Source organism: Limosilactobacillus urinaemulieris (assembly GCF_932750685.1).
GTDB classification, from domain to species: domain Bacteria; phylum Bacillota; class Bacilli; order Lactobacillales; family Lactobacillaceae; genus Limosilactobacillus; species Limosilactobacillus urinaemulieris.
The window spans coordinates 44,552-62,946 of sequence record NZ_CAKOBX010000005.1; the positions used below are offsets into that span (position 1 = coordinate 44,552).

Annotated in this window: 16 protein-coding genes; 3 read left to right on the forward strand and 13 right to left on the reverse strand. The window is 41.1% G+C overall.

The window, feature by feature from the left end; genetic code table 11:
• The first annotated feature begins 122 nt into the window (after nucleotides 1-122).
• Nucleotides 123-1,523, forward strand: a complete 1,401-nt coding sequence (rlmD, locus tag MR181_RS04710) for a 23S rRNA (uracil(1939)-C(5))-methyltransferase RlmD (RefSeq protein ID WP_242335484.1) — start codon at nucleotides 123-125, stop codon at nucleotides 1,521-1,523.
• A gap of 37 nt (nucleotides 1,524-1,560) precedes the next feature.
• On the opposite strand, the gene asp1 (MR181_RS04715) is transcribed toward rlmD, so the two are convergent.
• Nucleotides 1,561-3,060, reverse strand: coding sequence for an accessory Sec system glycosyltransferase Asp1 (asp1, locus tag MR181_RS04715; RefSeq protein WP_242335487.1), 1,500 nt, complete (start codon nucleotides 3,058-3,060; stop codon nucleotides 1,561-1,563).
• A complete protein-coding gene (gene asp1, locus MR181_RS04720; RefSeq protein ID WP_242335490.1) occupies nucleotides 3,060-4,604 on the reverse strand; it encodes an accessory Sec system glycosyltransferase Asp1 in 1,545 nt (514 codons plus the stop codon). Before asp1 (MR181_RS04720) ends, asp1 (MR181_RS04715) begins: the two co-directional genes overlap by 1 nt.
• Nucleotides 4,605-4,724: 120 nt before the next feature.
• Between asp1 (MR181_RS04720) and MR181_RS04725 the strand changes: the two genes are divergently transcribed.
• Complete coding sequence (locus tag MR181_RS04725) at nucleotides 4,725-5,126, forward strand: hypothetical protein (RefSeq protein ID WP_102168546.1); 402 nt, start codon at nucleotides 4,725-4,727, stop codon at nucleotides 5,124-5,126.
• Nucleotides 5,127-5,186: 60 nt separating this feature from the next.
• Here the strand turns inward: MR181_RS04725 and pyrF are convergent, their stop codons facing one another.
• From pyrF to MR181_RS04745, 4 genes are all read right to left on the reverse strand, one after another.
• A complete protein-coding gene (gene pyrF / locus MR181_RS04730; RefSeq protein ID WP_102168545.1) occupies nucleotides 5,187-5,924 on the reverse strand; it encodes an orotidine-5'-phosphate decarboxylase in 738 nt (245 codons plus the stop codon).
• Nucleotides 5,925-6,042: 118 nt separating this feature from the next.
• Nucleotides 6,043-6,582 (reverse strand): bifunctional pyr operon transcriptional regulator/uracil phosphoribosyltransferase PyrR, encoded by a 540-nt coding sequence (pyrR, locus tag MR181_RS04735; RefSeq protein WP_003716245.1) that lies wholly within the window; start codon nucleotides 6,580-6,582, stop codon nucleotides 6,043-6,045.
• A 173-nt stretch (nucleotides 6,583-6,755) separates the two neighbouring features.
• Nucleotides 6,756-7,562, reverse strand: a complete 807-nt coding sequence (locus tag MR181_RS04740; protein ID WP_242335493.1) for a DUF5011 domain-containing protein — start codon at nucleotides 7,560-7,562, stop codon at nucleotides 6,756-6,758.
• Between the two features lie 520 nt (nucleotides 7,563-8,082).
• Nucleotides 8,083-9,372 (reverse strand): adenylosuccinate synthase, encoded by a 1,290-nt coding sequence (locus MR181_RS04745; protein ID WP_242335496.1) that lies wholly within the window; start codon nucleotides 9,370-9,372, stop codon nucleotides 8,083-8,085.
• A 200-nt stretch (nucleotides 9,373-9,572) separates the two neighbouring features.
• Between MR181_RS04745 and MR181_RS04750 the strand changes: the two genes are divergently transcribed.
• The gene (locus MR181_RS04750; RefSeq protein WP_242335499.1) at nucleotides 9,573-10,547 is read left to right on the forward strand and encodes a GMP reductase; all 975 of its coding nucleotides are present in this window, start codon (nucleotides 9,573-9,575) and stop codon (nucleotides 10,545-10,547) included.
• 235 nt (nucleotides 10,548-10,782) lie between these two features.
• Here MR181_RS04750 and MR181_RS04755 read toward each other — a convergent pair whose 3' ends face one another.
• The 7 genes from MR181_RS04755 to MR181_RS04785 all read right to left on the reverse strand — a co-directional run bounded on the left by MR181_RS04755 (nucleotide 10,783) and on the right by MR181_RS04785 (nucleotide 18,270).
• Entirely contained in the window at nucleotides 10,783-11,439 is a 657-nt protein-coding gene (locus MR181_RS04755; protein ID WP_242335502.1) for a nitroreductase, read from the reverse strand.
• Nucleotides 11,440-11,511: 72 nt separating this feature from the next.
• Complete coding sequence (locus tag MR181_RS04760) at nucleotides 11,512-12,663, reverse strand: M20/M25/M40 family metallo-hydrolase (protein ID WP_242335506.1); 1,152 nt, start codon at nucleotides 12,661-12,663, stop codon at nucleotides 11,512-11,514.
• Nucleotides 12,664-12,698: 35 nt separating this feature from the next.
• Entirely contained in the window at nucleotides 12,699-13,856 is a 1,158-nt protein-coding gene (locus MR181_RS04765; RefSeq protein WP_242335509.1) for a 2-hydroxycarboxylate transporter family protein, read from the reverse strand.
• A gap of 288 nt (nucleotides 13,857-14,144) precedes the next feature.
• Complete coding sequence (locus tag MR181_RS04770) at nucleotides 14,145-15,407, reverse strand: sensor histidine kinase (RefSeq protein ID WP_242335512.1); 1,263 nt, start codon at nucleotides 15,405-15,407, stop codon at nucleotides 14,145-14,147.
• A 7-nt stretch (nucleotides 15,408-15,414) separates the two neighbouring features.
• The gene (locus MR181_RS04775) at nucleotides 15,415-16,080 is read right to left on the reverse strand and encodes a response regulator transcription factor (RefSeq protein WP_242335515.1); all 666 of its coding nucleotides are present in this window, start codon (nucleotides 16,078-16,080) and stop codon (nucleotides 15,415-15,417) included.
• 13 nt (nucleotides 16,081-16,093) lie between these two features.
• Nucleotides 16,094-16,702 (reverse strand): GTP pyrophosphokinase, encoded by a 609-nt coding sequence (locus tag MR181_RS04780; RefSeq protein ID WP_242335518.1) that lies wholly within the window; start codon nucleotides 16,700-16,702, stop codon nucleotides 16,094-16,096.
• Nucleotides 16,703-16,995: 293 nt separating this feature from the next.
• Nucleotides 16,996-18,270, reverse strand: coding sequence for an APC family permease (locus MR181_RS04785; RefSeq protein ID WP_242335726.1), 1,275 nt, complete (start codon nucleotides 18,268-18,270; stop codon nucleotides 16,996-16,998).
• Between the last annotated feature and the right edge of the window lie 125 nt (nucleotides 18,271-18,395).

Genomic DNA, 18,395 nt, shown 5'->3' on the forward strand with positions numbered 1-18,395 from the left:
CTATAACTAGATGTAAAAAAACAACGGAAAACTACAAAGATTTAGTTATAGTTACAAAATTCCCTGATCTGTTAAATATGCTAGAATAGAACAGCAATTATTTGAAAGGAACGGATAAAATTATGGTTCAATCACGTCCACATCGTCACCATGAAAATATCACTGTCGCAGTTGGTGATCGTTTCCCTCTTACCATCCGTCGTCTCGGAGTTAATGGTCAAGGGATCGGTTATTTTAAGCATAAGGTCTGCTTTGTTCCCGGCACCCTTCCCCATGAAGTTGCCGTCGTAGAAGTCACGGCAGTCCATCCCCGTTTTCTCGAAGCTAAAGTTCACCGGTTGCGTAAAACTAGCCGTGACCGGGTTGAACCTCGTGATGCTTATGCTGATATTGCTGGGGGCTTCGAGCTTGAAAAACTTGCCTACCCACAACAATTACAATTCAAGCGCCAAGTTGTTCTTGATAGTCTCGAAAAGTTCAAACCTTATGGCTACCGGGCCTATGATGTTCGTCCAACAATCGCCGCACCTCACCAATATGGCTACCGCAACAAGGCTACATTCCAAGTTCGGATGATTGACGGCCATGTTGCTGCCGGCTTATATAAAGCGCACAGTCACGACCTCGTTGACATGAAAGAATGTGCCGTTCAGATGCCTGCAACGATGCATGTTGTTCGAACGGTCGTTAATCTAATCGAACAGTTAGCAATCCCTGTTTATGACGAAGAACATAATAGCGGAATCATCAAGACTCTAGTTGTCCGCGAATCACGGGCAACAGGAGAATTGCAACTAACATTCATTACCAATACGGCAAAGTTACCTCATAAACACCAACTATTAGAAGCAATTGCGGAGCAGCTTCCTGAAGTCGTTTCAGTAATGCAAAATGTAAATCCGGGTGACACCCCACTGGTTTGGGGCGATAAAATGATTCATTTAGCTGGCGAAGAATACATTACCGAAAGTTTGATGGGCCTTGATTTCAAACTTTCCGCCCGTTCATTCTTACAACTGAATCCTGAGCAAACCGAAACGTTGTATGAAGAAGCAGCGAAGGCACTAGAACTATCACCAAATGATACCTTAATTGATGCCTACGCAGGAATTGGAACAATTGGTTTATCGCTTGCGGGACAAGTTAAGGAAGTCCGGGGGATGGAAACAATCCCTGAAGCCGTGGAAGATGCCAAACAAAATGCTGAACTTAATGGTATTTCCAATGTTCATTATGAAGTTGGCGCTGCAGAGGATGTCATCCCCAAATGGCGCAAAGAAGGTCATCACTTTGACGCTTTAGTCGTCGATCCACCACGTACGGGTCTTGATAATGAACTGATTGAACAGATCATTAAAGAACGCCCTGCTAAGTTCGCCTATGTTTCTTGTAACATGGCATCCCTTGCTCGGAACCTTGGCCGTTTAACTAGCGTCTACCATGTCGACTACATTCAACCAGTCGATATGATGCCCCAAACAACCCGGTGTGAAGCGGTTGTGAAACTTTCATTACGTAAATAAAAGAGGAATTCGGACTTTTCCGAATTCCTCTTTTACTTTAGTTTTGTAATGCTGTCCATTGTTTCCAGGTATTAAGATTGCTAATACCATCTAATGAATCATAAGCACCAGTACTTAGTTTTTGCAGAAGCGTTGAATCTGTCAGGATATTTACAGCTGCCTTTTCCATCTTCTTTGCACTATTCAATGGAATTAATTCACCGTTAACCCCGGACTTCACCATTTCGCTTGGGCCATACATGTAATCATAGGTAACCACAGGAACACCATGAGCCAGTGCTTCACCCATTGCTAATGGTTGGGCATCGATCCGACTGGTATCCATGAATAATTGAGCAGTATTATAAGCTGCTTCAAGATTTACTTGGTAACCAGCAAAGGTCACGACACCATTTAAGCCAGCATCAGCAACCTGTTTTTTATAGCGATTAACATCATCAGGCGCACCATAACCATAAAGGGTCAGTTTAGCATTTGGTACCTTCTTATGAATATTGATGAAGATATCAATCAACTTACCAGTTTGCTTATCTTCGCCAAGACGACCAACATAGATAATTTGGCCAGCAAGCCGATATTTCATGTCAGCCCGTTGAATATTTGTCTTAACTGGAACCCCATTAATTGCATAAACAGGCTTCTTATTATTAATCCGTTTCCGAATCATTTCAGCCTGGCCTTCTGTCATGGTGATAATGCCATCCCACTTGTTCAGGTTCGTGGTTAGTGGCCCCTGAAGCATTGCATTTAATGGACCATTCTTTAGGTTATCACCATCATTAACATGGTTCATTGCCATCCATAGGTACTTCTTAGCAGCGGTCTGCATATTCATTACTGGTTGGATTGCGATTGCTGGACGGTCAGCGATAAAGACATTGTTTTCCCCATTAGCCTTGTTCAATTCATCCAAGAAGAAAGCAAATAGGTCTTCTTCACTATCAAAGAAGTAATCCTTACCGTTATAGTCTTTTAAGATGTTCAACGAATTGATCGGGGTGTTTTGAACAGACTTAACATAGTACCGTTCCATATAGAAGGTTTGGTCAGGACGGTAATAACGTTCTAAGCTAATCTGGCCATCTTCACCGAAGAATTGGTCAACGGACTTGAAGCCTCGCAGATCATACTGTTGACGAAGGGTAATGTTTCCGGCAACGTCAAACCAATCAATGTGATTAACAAGACCGATTGTGCCCCCAGTGAAGTAAACAATACAAACTAACCGATCCCCGTCCATAACTTCCTGGTAGTTATTTCCAGTTCCGACTTGGTAGTCAATTGGCAAATCAAGATCACTAACATGGAGTCCTTCGCCAGTGTAATCTGTCGTACCTGCAAAGAAGTCATACATGTTAACGAGTTGATCATCAGTTAAGCCAAACCGTTGTAGGGTCGCGTGGATAATTTGATCGTAATTCCGAGTAACTAATTTAGCTGCTGTATTGTGATCCTTAAAGAGCTTCAGCCGCTTCATTTCAGCGTGTTCAATACTAGAATCGTTGCTCAATAAGTATTGGTTAACGAAAAAGAACATTAGTTAGCGGCCTCCTTTGCTTTCATATCATCAACTAATTCGTTCCAAAGCTTCATGACGTTTGGTTCAGAGTAACGTTCACTATCCTTATAGGCGTTTTCACTGAACTGAGCAAGCTTTTCTTGATCTGTCAGGAGGCTAATAATTGCCTTAGCTAAACCATCAATGTCACCATTCGTTGTTAGGAGACCATCTTGGCCATCAATTACAACGTCTGCAGGTCCATACTTAATATCATTAGCAATGATTGGCAAACCGTGCGATTGCGCTTCAACCAATGACAATGGCAACCCTTCAGCTCGACTAGGCAAGATCAGCAACTGAGCATCGTTGTAAACCGCGTTCGGATCATTAGTGTAGCCATGGAAGGTAACAGTATTTTCTAGTTTTTCTTCCTTTACAATTCGTTTTAAGGTCTTGTCAAAGTTATCATTAGCGTATCCCCAGAAGTCTAATTTGGCAGTTGGAACTTTTGCCAAGACTTGTGGCCATGCCTTTAACAATTGATCTTGTTGTTTTTCTGGGGAAAGCCGGGCAACCATTACTACTTGATCCTTTGTCCGCTTAGCAAATGGAATATGGTCAGCTTCTAAGACAGCTTTTGGTACGATTGGTCCTGGAATTCGGTAAATCTTAGTTCCGTACTTATCAAACCGATCCTTAACATCCTTTTGTTGTTGAGGAGTTAAGGTGATGATGCCATCCCAGTCTTTGATGTGGTTTAATCCCCAAGTGTAGTTGTAATTTAAGGTTGAATGAATCATGTCACTATTGTCGTTGACATGATCGTTATGCAATTGCATTGCACGGAAGACACGATGTTTCATGTGAAGCACTGACCAGCCAACTTCATACGCCCGGTCAACAACCAATCCCATCGGTTCACCCTTAGTAATTTCAGGATCAGTAACTAGTTCATCATAGAAGAACCGAGTTAACTCATCTAAATTAGCAAATTGGTAATCGTGGCCCTTATAGTTAAAGAGATGGTAAGTATCAACATTCTTATTCCGCTTATTCTTTTGGTGTTCTAGTTGAATAGCAACGGTACCATCTGGGCGCAGGTAGTTTTCAGTTGCAATATTGCCATCCCAGTCGTAAACTTGTTCAACCGAGATAAATCCACGGTTATCATACCAGCTAACCTTCAATAACTTGCCAAAGTGATCAAAGTACTGAAGGTTAATGATATGCTTTTCCTTATCATTACGCCGCCGAACATACATGATTCGGTTACCGTTTCGATAGTAGTTATAGTTGATTCCGTCAGCTTTACGGTCCCAGGTAGGATCGATATCAACATCCTTAATGGTGACATCTTTTTGTGGAAAAACCCGTGCTTCTTGGAAATAATCAAATAAGTTTACAAAGTCTTCATCAGCAATCCCTGCTTCTTCAGTTACCATGTGAAGTTCATTTGAATACTTCCGGGTAACGATCTTAGCTGGTTCGTCAAACATCTCAAACAGGTGCAACCGCTTGATTTGCGCGTGTTCAATGCCTGACTTATTATGCTGAATATTATCGTTCAGAAAGAATAACATTGCTTTTCTCCTTTTCTACGTTAACAGGTTAAGTGTACCATAACAAAAGCAGTGATATTAGGACTTGTAATCAGTTTGTGTTAAAATTTATACTTATAATATGAAAGAAGGAGAAGATTAATGCAAAACCCATTTGGTAATAACAATAATAATGACCAAAACCCGTTTGATCTCAATAATCTCCCATTACCGCCAAATTATGCCAAAGTCGTTAACGATCAGGGGCAAATTAGGATCGCCAAAGTGGGAATTTCATGGACAACGCTGTGGTTTGGTCCCCTACCAGCACTATTCCGGGGCGACTACTATAACTTTCTCTTAATGATCGTCCTTGATCTTGATTACGCATTAGTAGTTCTCTTTTTCGGTTTAAACTGGTTAATGCAATTCCCGTGGCCTTCACTTGTGTTTGCAATTTTCTACAACATGATGTACTTCAAACACTCCTTCAACATTGGCTACCGTCCCGCTGACCAGCGTTCACGTGAACTACTAGAAAGATTTCATTACCTTAAAAAATAAAAATAAGGAACTGAGAAAAACAAAATTTTCTCAGTTCCTTGTTTTTATTAGAATAACAGCCTAATCAGCGTTTTCTCCTTCAAGAAATTCATGACGAATCTTCTTGTATGCTGCTACCGGATCGTCGCTTTGGGTAATTGGCCGACCAACAACAATTCCGTTGCTTCCCATTTCGGCGGCTTGCTTTGGTGTCACTACCCGCTTCTGGTCATCATGAGTATTCAAGTCAGGCCGAATCCCTGGTGTGATACAAAGAAAGTCCGGGTTGGTAACTTCACGAATTGCAGAAATCTCCTTAGCGGAACAAACTACTCCTGCTAAGCCACTCTCATCGGCCAACCGGGCATAGTTTTGAACAGATTCCATTACGGTACCGTTAATCTTCTGTTCGTTGTGAAGAATTTCCTCGTCAATTGATGTCAACTGGGTAATTGCCAACATCTTAGGAACTGAATTGCGTGCTTCAGCAGCTCCTTGCTTCAACCCACGTAAACCTGCTTTCATCATTTCACTTCCACCAGCAGCATGAACAGTGACAAATGCAACTCCTAATCGACCAACTTGCGCCATTGCCCGTTCAACCGTGTTCGGAATATCGTGCGCCTTTAGATCAAGAAAAATCCTAAATCCGCGTTCCTTGGCTTGTTTAATAATTCCAGGGCCAAAAGCGTAGAATAACTCCATCCCGATTTTGATAATCGGCATATGATCAGTATCGTTAGAAAGGCGATCAAAGAGTTGAACAGCCTCCCGCTTATCAGGGACATCAATAGCAACAATTGGTTCAAAGCGTTCCATAATTTTCCTCCTAAAAAAGCACCAGTGCTCCTCAGAAAAGAGAGCCTGGTGCTTTTGCGTTCTCCGCTTATAACACCGTTTCGCCCTCACTGGAGCAGATTAAATGGTTATCCAGAATTTATTCGTGATGTTCGATTGTAATATCTTCGTGACCGTCATATTCTTCAACGGCAACGTGAACTGTTTCATTCATTGCAGTCGGAATGTTCTTGCCAACAAAGTCAGGCCGAATTGGTAATTCACGGTGACCCCGGTCAACTAACACAGCAAGTGAAATTTGTTGTGGCCGTCCCATATCCATCAAGGCATCTAAGGCCGCCCGGACTGTCCGCCCAGTAAAGAGAACATCATCAACAAGGATGACATGCTTATCGTTAATATCAATTCCAAGTGAAGATGTCTTAACTGTTGGTTCCTTATGGTGATCGGGAATGTGCCGATCATCCCGATATAAGGTAATATCGAGCGCGCCAACTGGGATTTCAACATTTTCAAGTTGGTTTAGCCGCTTAGCTAATCGTTCAGCAAGGTAAACTCCCCGGGTCTTAATCCCAACAAAGACAAGGTTTTCAACCCCTTTATTCTGTTCAATAATTTCGTAAGTAATTCGTGTTAATGCCCGTTGCATACTTGATCCATCAACAATTTCATGGGCCATTCTGGTCACTTCCCCTTAATCAATTTATTTTTACAAAACCCTTCTTCACTGAAACTGTGAGGAAGGGTCTAATTACTTATTTATTCCTTCTTGATTTCACGGAATCAGGTTAAAGGCGATATTTCTCTTATTACCAGTATTTTAAGCGTCTCGTCTAAGCCTGTCAATAATTATCATTGGTTACTATTACTCTGACTAGCGTGCTTACTTAACCAATTTTCCATCATGGAAGTGATATTGTCCCAAATCTGACTGAAGCCATCCTTGTTTTTAAGGTTATTAACTGTGCTAGTAGCATTATCAGGGTCTTGTTGAACCTGAGTAATAGTCTGGTCAATGTCATTCAGTTTTTGCTTAGCGGAATTACTGCTTAGCTGATTCTCAATCTGTTGATTTTGGTTTGAAATATTATTCAAATGGTTTTGGAGTTCTTGTTGGTCATGATCTTTTTCGTATTGCCGAGCAGCACCACGAAGCGCGGCAACCTGTTCCGCAAGTTTTTGGTTATCAGAACTCAGCTCACTAATGCTACTGGAGTTATCGCTAATTTGGCTGCTTTGCTCAGCATTATTAGCTTGTTGATTTTGATTACGGTTATGTGCTGAAACCGCCCACCATACAACAATTATTGCCAGTAAAATGATCAATGCTACTAACCAGCCACGATGATGTTTTTTCGGTGCAGTTGATTGGTGATCCCGATTCGATTGTGATTGGACTTGTTCTCGAGGCTTAATATTTAAGGTTAAGTGATCTGATGCAGTTTGACCATCACTATCCATTACTGTAACGGCAATTGGATATTCACCCTGCTGGTTAATGTTAACTTGGGTTAAGTTAAATATAATCTTATCGGTTAGGTCACGACCATCACTCGTTGCTTTAATTCCAAACTGGTTAATCAATTCTGAATTGACGATTGACTGTCCCAGTGGCCAATCAAGATAGTGTCGTTGAATCGTTAAAACTGGTTTTGCCATAGTATCCTCCACATTTTCTTGTTAATCCGTTTGCATTATAGCACATGAAAGAAAAAGCTAATCGTAGGTTTTCCTAGCGATTAGCTTTTTAGAATGTTTATTTGAATTATGTGGGTGAGCTAGCGTTCTATTGCTATACAGTCAAAACTGTCGCAGTAGCTGATTGACTTCTCGCATCAACAAGTCGATAACGAGAAGTCTAATCATCCTTGCGGGGGTTCACAGACGAAAACAAGTTTTCTGGTTCACTCCCTCGCTCGAGTTTTCTAGAGCTAGCGTGTCCGACTATAACAGAGTGGAAACGTGCTCGCCGTGACCGCAACTTCCGCCTAGCTATTCTAGACAACTGAGTCGAGATCTGCTCGCTAGAAACTTGCTAGAGCTAACATGCGCTACTGCAGTATAGTCGAAACGTGCTTCGCTCGAGTTTTCTAGAGCTAGCAACCTCCTTCCTAGGCGCAAGTCGCCTTCGTCAGGAGAAATTGCTAGCTTTCCGAAAACTCTTTGGAGCGAAGGCACTCTACAAGCTCCACGGATCCTTTACAATGATGGTTTGGATCCGGTCGGCACCAACGGAAACAGTTGCGAGTGAGGTTTCGGATAACTCGCTAATCCGCTTAAGGTAGTTTTGAGCGTTAACTGGTAAGTCTTCGAACTTCTTTACACCAGTAATATCTTCATCCCAACCTGGGAGTTCTTCATAAACTGGTTCGCACCGGTCAAGTTCCTTTAAGCTAGCTGGGTAGTAATCAATTTCCTTCCCGTCAAGCTTGTAAGCTTTACAAATCTTAACGGTCTTCAAACCAGTAAGGACGTCTAACAGGTTTAAACTAAGGCAGGATAAACCTGAAACGCGTCGTGCATGACGCATTGCCACACTGTCAAACCAGCCAACACGACGAGGACGGCCAGTAACAGTTCCGTATTCATGACCGGTTTCCCGAATTTGATCACCAATTTCATCGGTTAATTCTGTTGGGAATGGACCAGCACCAACACGGGTTGAGTAAGCCTTACAGATTCCAACAACAGTATTAATCTTGTTTGGACCAACACCGACACCAGTACATACACCACCAGCGATTGGGTTGGATGCAGTAACGTATGGGTAGGTACCTTGATCAACATCAAGCATTACCCCTTGAGCTCCTTCAAAGAGAACCTTTTTGTTACTATCAAGGGCATCGTTAACGATCCGGGAAGTATCAGTAACATACTTCTTTAACTCTTGACCGTATTCATAGTAACTTTCGAAAATATCGTCGAAGTTAATTGGATCAACGTGGTACAACTTAGTGAACAATTCGTTCTTTTCAGCTAAATTCCGGCGTAACTTAGTTTCAAAGGTATCCTTTTCTAACAAGTCGCACATCCGAATACCAACACGGGAAACCTTATCCATGTATGTAGGTCCAATCCCATTCTTGGTAGTTCCAACTTTGTGATCACCCTTAGCTGCTTCTTGGCACTTATCCAAAAGAATATGGTAAGGGAATGTCACGTGGGAACGGCTGGAAATCCGCAAGCCAGAGATGTCAATTCCGTTATCTTGAAGGTAGTGTAATTCCTTCAATAATGCAGGCGGGTTAATAACAACACCGTTACCGATAACCGCTAACTTATCTTTACCAAAAATTCCGGATGGCACAAGCCGCAAAGCAAACTTCTTGCCATCGAACGCAATTGTGTGACCGGCATTATTTCCACCTTGGGAACGGACAACAACATCCGCTTCTTGACTAAGGTAATCGGTCATCTTACCTTTCCCTTCGTCTCCCCATTGACTACCTACAATCACAACTGATGACATTATTCTTTCACCTCAAACTATTAATTTGTAAAAGACGTTTTTACTTCACTATATTACCGGACTTCAGGATCTTCGTCAAGGAGATAACGAACAATTTTTCTGAACATTTTTATAAATGTCCGATGTTTTTTATTGACGATAATCAGTAAACAGTGCATAATAGCATACGGAATTTTTAAGAAAGTAAAGGAGCTGTTCTCGTGCAAACATTCGATTACGATGACATCCAACTAGTCCCAAACAAGTGCATTATTAAAAGCCGGAAAGAGGCTGATACCAGCATTAAGTTTGGGCCAAAGACATTCAAGATCCCTGTTGTACCGGCAAACATGGAAAGCGTGATCAACGAAGACCTCGCTATTTGGCTCGCCCAAAATGATTACTTCTATGTGATGCACCGCTTTGAACCCGAAAAGCGTGCTGAATTCGTTAAACGGATGCATAAACGCGGGCTCTTTGCTTCTATTTCAGTTGGAATTAAGGATGCTGAATATGACTTTATCGATCAACTAAAAGCCGAACATTTAGATCCAGAATACATTACAATTGATGTTGCCCATGGTCATTCCGATTTTGTTATTAAAATGATCCAATACATCAAGAAAAACCTTCCCAACGCATTCGTGATCGCCGGAAATGTCGCAACTCCTGAAGCAGTTCGTGACTTGGAAAATGCAGGGGCAGATGCGACTAAAGTTGGTGTTGGTCCTGGTAAGGCCTGCATTACTAAACTAAAAACCGGTTTTGGGACTGGAGGCTGGCAGTTAGCAGCAATTCGCCTTTGTGCTAAGGCCGCCCGTAAGCCAATCATTGCTGACGGTGGGATCCGCCATAATGGTGATATTGCTAAGTCTGTCCGTTTCGGTGCCTCAATGGTAATGATCGGTTCAATGCTTGCTGGTCACCTTGAATCACCAGGTCACATCATCACAATTGACGGTAAGCGTTATAAGCAATACTGGGGTTCCGCTTCCGAAGTCCAAAAGGGCGCTTACCGTAACGTTGAAGGTAAACAAATGCTCGTTCCTTACCGGGGTTCAATTAAAGATACTCTTCGCGAAATGCAAGAGGATCTTCAATCATCAATTTCATACGCTGGTGGTCGTGACCTTGAATCAATCCGCCGCGTCGATTACGTAATCGTTAAAAACTCCATCATGAATGGGGATTATTAAAGAAAGAGTGTGAGCCAGCAGAGAACTTGCGGAAAGCTAACAATTTCTCCCTCCTGGATGCTGAAAGCATCTGGGAGGGAGGTTGTTAGCTCTAGCAAGTTCCTGGCGAGCAGATCTCGACTCAGTTGCAGTAAAAACACTACTAACTTCTAATAAAAGTCAAAAGAGATCTTGAAGAATCAGATGATTTTTCAAGATCTCTTATTTTTTTACTGTATAGATTCAGCTCTATCCATTAATCACTAAAATGCAGCACCTCATCTAGTGGACGTCGCTCAGATTTATAAGTGTTAATATCTGTATTCTCTTCGTACCCTAAAGAAATTCCCACAATAAATCGTTCATCCGCAGGGACCTTCAAAATTTTGTGTAAAATATCAGGAAAACGAACACTATTATAGGTTGGAATTGAAGCCAAGCCCAGATCAGTTGCCGCTAACATTAGTGTTTGAGCAAATGCTCCCGCGTCCAGAATCGACCAATCAGGTGAAGCTTTTGGAATCGTGATGTAGAGGATGACCGGAGAATTGTAGAGCGTCTGACTAGCTTCAGTCATTTGTTGGTGAGCCTCGTCAAATGTTGCAAAGTGGTGAACAATACCATGTCGCCACTGTTTCATATTTGCCTGCGTTCCATCGCTCCAGTCTTCCCGTGACATCACTGCCAAATCAGGATGCCCGTGATTTCCTGCTAGATCTTCCTCATGATAGGCTACCTTAATTTGTGCCAATGATTTGCCCATTGCACAATAAACCTGCCATGGCTGCGAATTAACCCATGATGGGGTCCGCTGCGCTAGTTTCACAACTTTCTTAATGAGATCCCGATCAACAGGCTGATCCGTAAACTGCCGAACTGAATGACGAGAATTAATTGCTTCCGTTAGTTTCATTCTGATCGCTCCCTAATTAATTTATTCGTTAGTTACAGTTTACCCCATTTTTATTAACTAACGAAATCAGCATTAGCCCCTTTGAGCAATAAAGTTAGCAATCAGTGATGATCTCGTCAGTAGCGACTTCACACTAGCCCGTTCTTCTTCACTATGTGCGCCATCCCCGACAACTCCTAAAGCATCAATCGTCGGGACATCCCGAGAAACCATAATCCCCGCATCGGATGCCCCACCGCCACCAACAGCTTGGAGTTTACCATAGCCAACCTGTTGAGCAACCTGGTTTAATTCAGTAAAAAGCTCGTTAACTGCTGGCGTTTCTTCCATACTATCGATCTTCGTCCGCACTTTTACCGTAGTGGTTGTATCTGGAATGGTTGGCGTAGCAGCAATTAATTTAATTCGCTCCAGTAACCGATCTCGTTGCTGGTTCGTCCTAAACCGAACACCCAAGCTAGTCGTTGCCCGATCTGGAATAATATTCTCACTAGTCCCACCCTTAATCACTCCACAACTCACATGGACACCTGCTTGTAAATCGCTGAGTGCGCTTAATTTAATAATCTGGTGAGCCAATTCAATAATTGCGCTTCGTCCCTTCTCTGGTTCCGCTCCTGAATGGGCAGCTCGGCCATGAACAGTAACATCAACAATCATCCCACCACGGTTATGGGTTCCAACATGACTTGGATCGTCCTTTGTCCCTTCAAGATTAAGGCCATAGGCACCACCTCGGCACTCATCTGCAATAATATCGTACGTATTTGAATCCATGTGGAGCTTTTCCTCGTCACTCACGATGATCATTTTAATTGGGCGCCGATTCAACTTCAGTTTTACCAGAGCTTGAATTGCAAATAGGCTAATCACCAATCCCGGTTTCATATCAAAGATTCCCGGACCCGTCATTTGATCCCCCTCAATCTTAAACGGCCGTTGCTTTACGGTTTCTTTTGGGAAAACGGTATCCATGTGACCAAGTAAAATCACTGGCTGAAGGTCTTTTTCTCCTGGTAGCTCACCGATTAAAACCATCCCTTGCTTTCCGCTATCTCGTTGACGAGTTTGCATTCCGATTTCGCGCATTTTTGCGCTAAGAATATCCGCTACTTTTTGAATACCATCAATGTCATTAGACGGGCTATCGACATTGATGATTTTCTTCGTTAGTTCAATCATTGCCAAAAATTGTTCCTGTAAATAATTCGTAATTTGATTCATTGTTATCTCCTCCGCTCAATTAATCGTCTTAATTTTTATAAATAATTAATCGCGAAACCAGCAAAGAATACTGATACTAAAGTAACGGTGACTAATCCAGCAGTAATCATTTTTGGTAAGAAATAATTCTCTAGTGCTACTTGTTCCGCCTCTGTTTGTCCAGCGCTTGCTGCTATTTCCTGAGATAAAATCATTGTAGTTGGGAAACCGAAAGTACATGTCATTCCCAACGCAATTGCCATTTCACGTGAAACATTAAAGATTTTTGCGGTAAAGAAAGAAGTTATCACTACCCCAATCATTCCCACAATCAGGCAAACTAATAATGGGAGCAAAACAGACATCACAGTTTGTGGCGTCGTATTCGCAAGGCTTGCCAAGATCACGATGGTTACTAAGAATGTAATCATGCCACTAGAGGCGGTTTTATCCATAATATGATCGTCAAGGAAACCTAATTGATTGAAAATAATCCCTAGAATAAAGCACAGAACCAGGTAATTAATCGTGCCGTGAATCAAAAGGCTAACCCCATAGCTTAATGAGGCAACCAGACCCAACTTAGCAAGGTTAATAATTGGTGTATCAAAAAGTGCTGATAATTGTAATGGGCGACGTCGCGTAGTAATCTCGGTTCGTCCTTCCTGAAGCTCCGATCTGCCACCCTGAAGAAGACGGTGAGCTTCCCGCCGCATTGCATAAGTAGCGATTGGAATTCCGATTATGTTTTGGAATGTTAGCACTGCTAAGGCGTAGGTGGACAGCATTTGCATATTCTTTGCCCGCATAGCATTTAACAAGACCAATGTTGCAGCATTTCCGCCAGCAAAGATCGGAGCACCGACAATGCCAAAGTTCTTCTGTTTTACTAGTACGGCAACAGCGACAATTAAAACACATGAACTGATTGCTCCAAGGATCGCAATCATAACCACCTTCCATTGACGCTTTAGCTCAGCAAGGTTAATCGTGGTTCCAAGTGAGGCTAACATCAATCCAACAATTGCCATCCCAAATTCTTCAACCCCACTATTTGAGAAAAGATTTTTCGGCAAGATTCCAGTCCAGAAGCCGATTAACGCTAAAACTGAAATCGTTAGAACCGTGTCAATAATTCCGTTAGTTTTTCGGGAAATATATTCGCTAGCGGCATAAATCACTAGTAGGATTGTTAAAGAAATTACTCCAGACATAAAAAATCCTCCAATATCATTTACTGTTCAAAAACCGATCTCGAAGCGTAAATGGTTTGGAAGATCCAAAAAGACCACGCAGTACTGAACTGTGTGGTCTTTGATAATTTATCGAGCCAACACAGGTACGCTTTGAGAAACCTCAAAATGACCGTACCCGTGTGAAAACACTAAATACGATCAAAAGTGTACCAAGCTTGCCAACTGTTTTGATAACGTGTTTTCATTGTTTTGGCTCCTTTCATTAAATCTTGATTAGAATACTACACTGATTTTTCCAGATGTCAATTACTTATTTTTAATTTGCCTTTTAATTGTGACGATAAACGAAATTTTCCCATTGGAATAACTCGCTTTAATCTGTCCGCCAAAGCTCTTAACAATACTTTGGGCCATTGATAAGCCAATTCCATAGCCCGACTTCTTCTTACTGACTGTTCGGGCCTTATCTTCGCGATAAAACCGCTCGAAGAACCGATTATAATCTACATCCTTACCATCCACAAATGAGTTAGTGACGGAAAGGATAACATTTTTCTTTCGTTTACCCAATTTCAAGTTCAAGAAAACATCCCCGTGCGGATCACAGTATTTATTAGCATTATCAAGTAGAATACTAACTAGCTCATAAAAGTAATGTTCATTCGCCCTTACTGCGAGATCAGAAGTGACAGACTTCTTAAAGTGTTTGCCGTCCTGAAGAATAACGTTCTTGAAATTATCAGCAACCTGATTAGTAATCTGACTCGCATCAATTACAGATAGAGTCATTTGCGGTTGTTCCTGCAGCCGCGCTAACGAAACAAAATAATTAATCAGCTTCGTTAACCGTCCAACCTGCTCCTTTGTACTTTTCGTTAGGTCATTTTCACCATTCAACAATTCTTGCATTTCAGTATTCGCTGAAATAACACTTAATGGCGTCTTTAGTTCGTGACCCGCATTCGTAATAAATTCTTTTTGCCGTTTTTCTGCTTGAATAATTGGTCGAATTGCTGAATTAGAGAACAAAACAAGAACAACCGTATAAAGCAGTAAACTAATTGTTCCGAGAAAGATTCCTAAATACGTAACCTCACGCGCTTTCGTTAGCATTAAACTTTCGTCCAAAAAAACAACATTGATTTTTCCACCATTATTTTTTACTCGATAAGCATAAACCGTTTGCTTATAAAAGATTCGTCCTTGGGTTCGTTGACGTTTCAATACTCGTTGCGTCAACTTTTGAATTTCTCCTGGAGTGACAGATAGAATATGGTCGTCCTGAATGGCCATTCGCTTATTTTGTCGATTAAGCGTGGCACTAAAATAACGGTACTGGTAAAGGCTCTCACGCGTAAAGTGAGGTTGCGAAAATAATTGGGGCTGATTGGGAATCATCCGTGCCGGCATCTCGCCTTCATTATCACTCAAAATCCGTAAAACGGAATTAACTTCTTGATGCGCGCGAAAATAAGTAATTGAACTGATACTTCCCACAATCGTGACAATGACTAGTAACAGCGCACACGTTGAAAAGGCAATAAATTGTTTCCGAAAATGTCGAATCATCTATTTTTCACCCCGCTAACCGATATGGGCCACCCTTTTCACCAACAATTTTTGCTTTTGACTGAATTGACTGCAGTTTTTGACGTAAATAACAAATATTAATCCAAACTTCTTCAGTATCAGCCTCATCATCAGTAGTCCAAACATGGCGAAGCAGATCAGCAGCGGTTAACTGCTTGCCTGCATTAAGAATAAAATACTCTAGCATTTGAGTTTCTTCTCGCGATAAGCTAATTGAGTTACTACTTTCCAGAACCTGCTCATTACTATCTAGATGCAGATCAGCGAACTGGAGCTTCTCATCACTATATTCTTTTGTTCGCCGTTCTAGTGACCGTAATCGAGCAAGCAGTTCCTTAAGTGAAAACGGCTTTGTTAAATAATCATCAGCCCCTAAATCTAGTCCATTAACTCGATCATCCTCTTCAGTCATCGCGGTTAACATCATAATATAGGTTCGGTCACCACGGGCACGAATTTCCTTTAGCGCTTCAAGACCATCCTTTACCGGCATCATAATGTCTAAAATAATTACGTCATAAGCATTTTTGTTTGAAAGCTCAACTGCCTTCTGACCATCACCAACAGCGTCTACTTGATAGTTGCTTTGCTCCATGGCCATTTTTAACACCCGTGCCAGTTGCTCTTCATCTTCTGCAAGTAAAATTCTCATGTTCAATTACCACCTAATCTTCTTGAATTAGTTGTCGAATGGTTTCCATCTGAATATCACAGGAAGCAAGCTGATCCGCACACCGTTTCAATTCCTTACCAATTCGTTCTGGGTTCTTTATCTGGTGCTTGTATTTGATTTCATGTTCCAAACTAGCCCAAGAATCCATTGCAATTGTTCGCAACTGGATTTCTACATAGAAATGACCAGGATTTTGACCATCAACATCTCGATAGTTCTCGCTTACATCTAAAATTAAGTGATAACTCCGGTATCCATTTGGCTTTGCCTTTGTAATATAGTCTTTCTCTTTAACAACTGAACACCAATCAGCATCACGCAGGATCGCAAGACACCGGTCGATATCACTAATAAAGTTGCAAACAATTCGAATTCCTACAGCATCCCGACACCGACGCAATGCAGACTCGACCGTTAATGGGTAGTTTTTTCTTTGGCATTTCTCTTCCATACTGGCGGCTGTTTTGACCCGCCCAATTAAGTGTTCATATAACTTTGGTCGATGATTATCAATTTCTTGTTGATTTAATTGGCGAATTCGTTCCTCAACGTCAGAAAGAATTGCCTCTAATGTTTCTTCATAAGGGCCATAGATCGACATGATCAACACTCCTATTATCTTTTAACTAGTTTTTATTATAACAAGCTTTCGGAAAACACTTTAGCAATAAGGGATCCTTAATATAATTATAAAAAGCAAGAAATCTGAAATTAAATTTTCAGCTTCTTGCTTTTATTTAGAACAACCTTTTATAGCGTACTGGCAACTAATTCTATTATCGCTGTCATAACGATATCGATAACCGTTAACAGCCTATCCAGAACCATCTTCATTAATTTCTCCTCAATTACTACTAAATAATTACACTAAGTTTATCACAGTTTTTGCTATATTTAGTGTTGTTTCTCATTATACCGTTTCATACAGAAGTAGGAGAGCGCAGCCAAAGCAGCCACGACTACGGCAACCATTAATGTCTTAATAGTAAAGTTAGTAATCATGTACGCAGAAATTATTAAGGCAACTACCGGAATTACATCTTTTCCCGGCAGTTTAAATCCATTACTTGGAAATTGTCCAGTATGCTCAAATTTAATTACCGAGAGAATTGACGGGACATACTGAACAAAACTAGCTAACACAATACAGGATACCAAGAAAATATATGATTGGGTAACAAGAAATAATGCTACTATTGCTGTTACCAGAACTGCAACCCATGGAGCATCATATTTGTTTTTTTTGCCAATCCACTTTGGCAACATTCGGTGCTCACTCGCAAGAGAAGAAAGTAAGGATGGAGTATCAAATGAAATTGCAAAGGCAACTCCAAAAATACTAATTAACATACCTATAATCACTAATATATATCCCCACTCACCAACTCCATTTTTAAAGGCATGGGCAATTGGTGTGCTATATTTCGCAGTTGCTGGTCCCAGAATCCCAATTGCAACGACCATCATTAATGCGTAAAGGATGGTAACACTTAACATTACTGTAACCAATACTTTCGGAATATTTTTTTCTGGATTTTTCATTTGTTTAGCGGCAATTGGAATAAACGAAAAGCCAGCAAACATATAAAAGGTAACACTAAATGCCGCCCCAAAATGCTTTGCAAACGGCATTAAGCCAGTGGTTGCTGTCTTTGGAATGACAGGAGAAAAGTTTGTAAAGTGAATAAAGAAGATCCCAACAACAATAAAGATAATAATTGTCAGCATCTTGGCGGCCGAAGAAAGGTTATCTAACGCTTTAACAATTCTTCGTCCAAAGAAATTGACAATTGCAAAAAAGATAATCAATCCGAATACACTTGAATAATAGAGCCAATTATTATTAAAAATTGGAAGAAAACTTTTTAAGGTAGTCAAAAGAGCAACTGTCTCAGCAGCCAGTGTACAACAGCCCATGAACCACACAAAAATACCGACTTCGTAGCCCCAAAAACGCCCAAATGCATTATAGGAATAAATCCAGGCAGCTCCCGAATTAGAAAAACGACTGGCTAAGTCAGCATAACAAAGGGCAATTAAACTAACCGTTACGGCTGCAAACAGCATTACTAAAACCCCCGTCAAATTCATATCCTTATAAATTTCTTGTGGTAACAAGAAAGCTCCAGAGCCAACAATTCCATTAATCCCTAAAAAGTAAATCGACATGAAAGAAAGTTTTCGCGGAATTTTTTGCTTTGTATTAATCACAATCGCCCCATCTCTTATAAAATTATTAATAGCTATATCATAATTATAATGCCATCGAATTAAGCTAGGCAAATAATTAGTGC